The organism is Streptomyces sp. RPT161 (genome assembly GCF_027533845.1).
GTDB lineage: Bacteria > Actinomycetota > Actinomycetes > Streptomycetales > Streptomycetaceae > Streptantibioticus_A > Streptantibioticus_A silvisoli_A.
In genome coordinates this window covers 1-6,814 of sequence record NZ_JAPZVN010000047.1, presented here as the reverse complement: position 1 = coordinate 6,814, position 6,814 = coordinate 1, and the positions used below count along the sequence as shown (strand labels likewise).

The window sequence follows — 6,814 nt, the reverse complement described above, 5'->3', positions numbered from 1 at the left end:
GGCCGTGCTGGGACATACCTCGAGTGCGCAGATCGACATCGGCCAGCCGTTCAGCGAGCTGGGATTCGACTCACTGACCTCGGTCGAGCTGCGCAACCTGCTGCAGGCCAAAACGGGTCTCAGCCTGGCTGCGAGCGCGGTGTTCGACTACCCGACCGTTACCCGGTTGGCCGGGTACCTGGCAGGCGAGTTCGGTGAGCCACAAGCCGCGGGATCGGCCGGGGTGCCAGCGCTGGTGTCGGTCACCGACGATCCGATCGTGCTCGTCGGAATGGCCTGTCGTTTCCCCGGTGGAGTGTCGGATCCGGATGGTTTGTGGCGACTGGTGACCGACGAGGTCGATGGCATCACCCCGTTTCCCACTGATCGTGGCTGGGATCTGGATGCGTTGCTCGGCAGTGATGGGTCCGGGGCAGGGACGTCGGCCACCGGCGAGGGCGGGTTTGTCGACGGTGTAGACGAGTTCGACGCCGCGTTCTTCCGGATCTCGCCACGGGAAGCACTGGCTACCGATCCTCAGCAGCGGTTGTTGCTGGAGGTGTCCTGGGAAGCGTTGGAACAGGCCGGGATCACTCCCGCTTCACTGGCGGGCACCCCGACCGGCGTCTTTGCCGGCGCCTACCAGTCCGGGTACACCGAGCTGGTCGCTCATAGCGGTGAGCAACTGCGAGGTCACCTGGTCACTGGCGGCGCGGGCAGTGCGATTTCTGGCCGGGTGGCCTACACGCTGGGGCTGGAAGGCCCTGCGGTGAGTGTGGACACGGCCTGTTCCTCGTCGCTGGTCGCGATGCACCTGGCTGCGCAGGCACTGCGCGCCGGCGAGTGCACGCTGGCCCTGGCCGGCGGTGTCACCGTGATGGCCACACCCGACGCGATAGTCGGGCTAACGGCGCAGGGGCCGCTGGCCTCGGACGGGCGGTGCAAGTCGTTCTCCGACACCGCCGACGGCGCCGGATGGTCCGAAGGTGTCGGAGTTGTGGTCATGGAGCGGTTGTCCGATGCACGCCGTCACGGCCACCAGGTCTTGGCGGTGTTGCGGTCCAGCGCCGTCAACCAGGACGGTGCCTCCAACGGCCTGACCGCCCCGAATGGTCCGTCACAGCAGCGGGTGATCCGTCAGGCGCTGGCCGCGGCTGGGCTTTCTCCTGCTGAGGTCGACGCAGTCGAAGCCCACGGCACCGGCACCCGGCTGGGTGACCCGATCGAGGCTCAGGCACTGCTGGCCACATATGGTCAGGGCAGGCCCGAGGGCCAGCCACTATGGCTCGGATCGTTGAAATCCAACATCGGTCACACCCAGGCCGCTGCGGGCGTCGGGGGTGTGATCAAGATGGTCATGGCCCTGCGCCACGGCGTGCTTCCCAAGACACTGCACGTGGAGCAGCCCTCGACGCAGGTGGACTGGGCTCAGGGCGATGTGCGGTTGCTGACCGAGGCCATCCCCTGGCCGCAGAACGACCACCCACGCCGGGCCGGCGTGTCCTCGTTCGGGATCAGTGGAACGAACGCGCACGTCATCATCGAAGCGCCAGCCGATACCGAAATCCCATCTGAGATTCCCTGTGTGGACGGTCTGGTGCCGTGGGTGTTGTCGGGGAAGACGGACGACGCGGTGCGCGCGCAAGCGAACCGGTTACTGGAGTATCTGGAAGCCGATCCGTCATTGCGCCCGGTGGATGTGGGGTGGTCGCTGGTCAGTTCGCGGGAGGCATTCGATCACCGGGTGATCGTGGTGGGCGCCGACCGGGACGAGTTGATGGCCGGTCTGCGCGCCGCTGCCGCTGGGGAGTCCGCTCCGGGGGTGCTGCGGGGCACGGCCCGGGCCGGTGACCGAGTGGTGTTCGTGTTCCCCGGTCAGGGCGGTCAGTGGGTCGGCATGGCCCAAGACCTCTACGCCCAGTCCCCGGTCTTCGCTGAGGCGATGCAGGAGTGCGCCCAGGCGCTGGAGCCGTTCGTGGACTGGTCGCTGGAGCAGGTACTCGACGACGAGGCCGCGCTGGCGCGGGTGGACGTCGTGCAGCCGGTGCTGTGGGCGGTGATGGTGTCCTTGGCGGCGCTGTGGCGGTCGTTCGGGGTCGAGCCGGCCGCGGTATTGGGGCAGTCCCAGGGGGAGATCGCGGCGGCGTGTGTGGCCGGCGAGTTGGACATGGCTGATGCGGCGCGGGTGGTGGCGTTGCGCAGTCAGTTGCTGGCCGAGCGGATGGTCGGCCGGGGCCTGCTGGCCTCGGTGGCGCTGCCGGTGGAGCGGGTGCGGGAGCTCCTGCCCGATGCCTTGAGCATCGCCGGGGTGAACGGGCCGGCGACGGTGACGGTGGCCGGGCCGGTGGACGCGGTCGAGGAATTCAGCGCGCGGCTCACCGAGGACGGGGTGCGGGCCAGGGTGGTCGCCTCCTCCGTCGCCACGCACTGCGCTCAGGTCGACGAACTCGCCGATGAACTGGCCGAACTGCTGCGCGACGTGCGCGCCCGCGCTGGCACCGTTCCGTTCTACTCCACGGTGACACCCGGCCTGCGCGCACCGGGGACGCTGGACGCGGAGTACTGGTTCGCGAATATGCGCGAGCCGGTGTCGTTCCAGCCGGTGGTTCGCGAGCTGGTCGAGGCCGGGCTGCACACGTTCATCGAGGTCAGCCCGCATCCGGTGTTGATCCCTGCAGTCCAGGACATTGTGGACGAGAACCAGGACACCGCGGTGGCTGTGGGCACGCTCCGCCGCGGTGAGGGAAATCTGCGCCGAGCGGTTTCGACGATGGCGCAGGCGTATGCGCAGGGTGTGGACGTGGACTGGGCCGGGGTGTTCGCCGGTCGTGGCGCTACGCGGGTTCCGCTGCCGACGTATGCCTTCCAGCGGCAGCGTTTTTGGCCCGACACGTCGAGTGCTCCGGCTGATGTGGCCGCGGCTGGGTTGAGCTCGGCGGAGCACCCGCTGCTGGGTGCGACGGTGTCGTTGCCACAGACGGATGGCGTGTTGTTCACCAGTCGTCTGTCGCTGCGGACACACCCGTGGCTCGCGGATCACGCGGTGCAGGGCACCGTGATCTTCCCCGGGACCGGTTATGTCGAGTTGGCCATCCGTGCTGGTGACAGTGTGGGCTGCGACCGGCTGGAGGAATTGGTCCTGGAGACACCGCTGGTCTTGCCTGTCCAGGGGGGTGCCCAGCTCCAGGTCATGGTTGGTGATGCCGAGACATCTGCGGCGGCGGAGGCGCGGCGGAGTGTGGCGGTGTATGCGCGCCTGGACGGGCAGGAGGCCTGGACACGTCACGCCACCGGCGTGGTCAGCACGTCCTCACCCGGCGCCAATGGTCACGATCGGGCCGATGAGTTGTTGGAATCGGTGGGGCAGGCCTGGCCTGTGCCTGGTGCGATGGAGCTGGACACTTCGCAGTTCTACGACCAGCTCGGTGAGGGCGGCTTCGTATATGGTCCGGCGTTCCGGGGGTTGCACAAGGCCTGGAACAGCGGGGACCGGATTCTGGCTGAGGTCGAGCTCCCCGAGGCTGGGCGTGGTCTGGCGGAGTCTTTTGGTATCCATCCGGCATTGTTGGATGCGGCGTTGCACCCCACGGTCTTCGCTGGCTTGGACTCGGCGCGGGACGGTGGGTTGCCGTTCAGCTTCACCGATGTGGTGTTGCGTGCCTCTGGTGCGTCCCGGTTGCGGGTTGCGTTGACCCGTACGGGTCCGGATGAGGTGGCGATTGCGGTCGCGGACAGCACCGGGTCGCCTGTGCTGTCGATCGGTTCGCTGACCGTCCGGCCGCTGACTGCCGACGGCCTCACCACCGGTACGGGCGATGGGTCCTTGCTGAGGATGGAGTGGATCGGCATCCCCACCCTGTCCGCTGCTTCGGCGGGGGAGTGGGTGGTGGTCGACCGTGCGGGCGCCGATCTGGGTGGGGTCAGCACTGCCCTGGAGGACGGGGCCGAGGTTCCGCAGGCGGTTGTGTTGGCCGTGGCCGGGGACCCGCACGCGGTGGTTGATTCGACTCATGAGTTGACCGGGTGGGTGTTGCGGCAGGTGCAGCACTGGCTGGGTGAGGAGCGGTTCGCCACGGTGCCGTTGGTTGTGTGGACTCGGGGTGCGGTTGCCGTCGATTCCGGTGAGTCGGTGTCGGATTTGGCTGCGGCTGCGGTGTGGGGTTTGGTGCGTTCGGCGCAGACGGAGAATCCCGGGCGGTTCGTTCTGCTCGACACCGACACCGAGCTGGATGCCGTGGTGCTGGGCCAGGTGCTGGCTGTGGATGAGCCGCAGTTGGTGTTGCGTGATGGGCAGTTGCGCGCTGCTCGCTTGACCCGGGTCAGTCCCACCGAGGAATCCTCCACTTTCCCGGAGTCGGTTTTGGGTGGGTCGGGGACGGTGGTGGTCACGGGTGGCACTGGTGGTTTGGGTGGTGTGCTGGCGCGGCATCTCGTCCGCGAGCACGGTGTTCAGCATCTGCTGCTGCTGAGTCGGCGTGGTATGGATGCTCCGGGGGCTGCGGAGTTGGTGGCGGAGTTGGGGCAGCTGGGTGCCGCGGTCTTAGTCGCTTCATGTGATGTGGGTGATCGCCAGGCGTTGGCCGACGTGCTGGCCTCCGTCTCGCCGGATCATCCGGTGACCGGGGTCGTGCACGCGGCAGGGGTTCTCGAGGACGGTGTGATTGGCTCGCTGTCGGGCGAGCAGCTGGACCGAGTACTGACTCCCAAGGTTGATGCTGCTTGGCATCTGCACGAGCTGACCCGAGACCTGAACCTGGCATTGTTTGTGGCGTTTTCTTCTCTCGCGGGCCTGTTGGGTGGCGGAGGCCAGGGCAACTATGCGGCAGGCAACGTGTTCTTGGACGCGTTGATGCAGCAGCGCCGCGGCGAGGGGCTGCCGGGTCTGTCGATGGCGTGGGGTGCTTGGACGACCGAGGTCGGTTTGGTTGGCACGTTGTCCCAAACCGATCTTCAGCGGATCGCTCGTTCGGCCATACCGCCGTTGTCCGTGGACCAGGGCACGAGCCTGTTCGACCGAGCGCTGGGCACTGGTTATCCGGTGCTGGCGTTGACTCGGCTGAATGTGCAGGCGTTGCGTGCTCAGGCTGATGTGCCGGCTGTGTGGCGGTCGCTGGCGGGCGGTGTGCTGCGGCGTGCTGCCGACAACTCCCGGGATGTCCGTGAGGGGCTGGGGCAGCGGTTGGCTGGAATGGCCAGTGCGGAGCGCGAACAGGTTCTGCTCGATCTGGTGCGGGAATCCGCCGCGGCCGTGTTGGGGTATGCCTCAAGCACACAGATCAGCAGTAACCAGCCGTTCAAGGAGCTGGGATTTGACTCGTTGACCGCGGTCGAGCTGCGTAACTTGCTGCAGGCCAAGACGGGACTCCGCCTGGCGTCCAGCGCGGTGTTCGACTACCCGACCGTTACCCGTTTGGCTGGGTACCTGGCGGCTGGGTTCGGTGAGCCGCAACTTGCTGGGTCGGCTGTGGTGCCGGCGATGGCGTCGGCCACTGACGATCCGATCGTGCTCGTGGGGATGGCATGTCGGTTCCCTGGTGGCGTATGGGGTCCGGACGATCTGTGGCAGCTGGTCACTGACGAGGCTGATGGCGTCACCTCGTTCCCCACTGATCGTGGCTGGGACCTGGCCAGGCTGCTGGGTAAGGGCTCCAGGGCCGGGACTTCCGCGACGGGCGAGGGTGGCTTTGTCGACGGTGTCGATGAGTTCGATGCGGCGTTCTTCCGGATCTCGCCGCGGGAGGCGCTGGCTACTGATCCTCAGCAGCGGTTGCTGCTGGAGGTGTCCTGGGAAGCGTTGGAACAGGCCGGTATAGATCCGGTGTCGTTGGCGGGCAGCCCGACAGGCGTCTTCGTTGGTGCCTACCAGTCCGGGTACACCGAGCTCGTCGCTCGTAGCAGTGAACAAATGCAGGGCCACATGATCACCGGCGCCGCGGGCAGTGCGATTTCTGGCCGGGTGGCCTACGCGTTGGGTCTGGAAGGGCCTGCGGTGAGTGTGGACACGGCGTGTTCGTCGTCGTTGGTGGCGATCCATCTTGCGGCACAGGCACTGCGGTCGGGTGAGTGCACGCTGGCACTCGCCGGTGGCGTCACGGTGATGGCCACACCCGACGTGTTCGTCGGATTCACGGTGCAGGGCGGGATGGCCGGTGACGGGCGGTGCAAGTCGTTCGCCGACGCTGCTGATGGTGCCGGATGGGCCGAGGGTGTCGGTGTAGTAGTGATGGAGCGGTTGTCTGACGCCCGCCGTCACGGCCACGAAGTTCTAGCGGTGTTGCGCTCCAGTGCGGTGAATCAGGATGGTGCTTCGAATGGTTTGACGGCGCCGAATGGTCCGTCGCAGCAGCGGGTGATTCGTCAGGCGTTGGCTGCGGCTGGGCTTTCTCCTGTTGAGGTCGATGCGGTGGAGGCCCATGGCACGGGGACTCGGCTGGGTGACCCGATTGAGGCTCAGGCGTTGCTGGCCACGTACGGCCAGGATCGTGCCGAGGGGCAGCCGTTGTGGCTGGGGTCGTTGAAGTCCAACATCGGTCACGCCCAGGCTGCTGCGGGTGTGGGTGGTGTGATCAAGATGGTCATGGCCCTGCGCCACGGCGTGCTTCCTAAGACGCTGCATGTGGACCAGCCGTCGACGCAGGTGGACTGGACTGAGGGTAACGTGCGGTTGCTGAGCGAGGCGATGCCCTGGCCGGAGACCGATCATCCGCGTCGGGCCGGGGTGTCCTCGTTCGGGATCAGTGGAACGAATGCGCACGCCATCCTGGAGGCCGCAACTGGCACTGATACCGGTACCGAGGCCTCGTCCGACACCCCATCTGACACCGGAACTCCGCCG

The 6,814-nt window shown here is 67.1% G+C and carries 1 protein-coding gene; it reads left to right on the top strand.

Going from position 1 to position 6,814, the window contains the following annotated elements; genetic code table 11:
- The coding region (locus tag O5O46_RS34715; RefSeq protein ID WP_269859673.1) for a type I polyketide synthase at window positions 1-6,814 on the top strand (6,814 nt) is incomplete at both ends.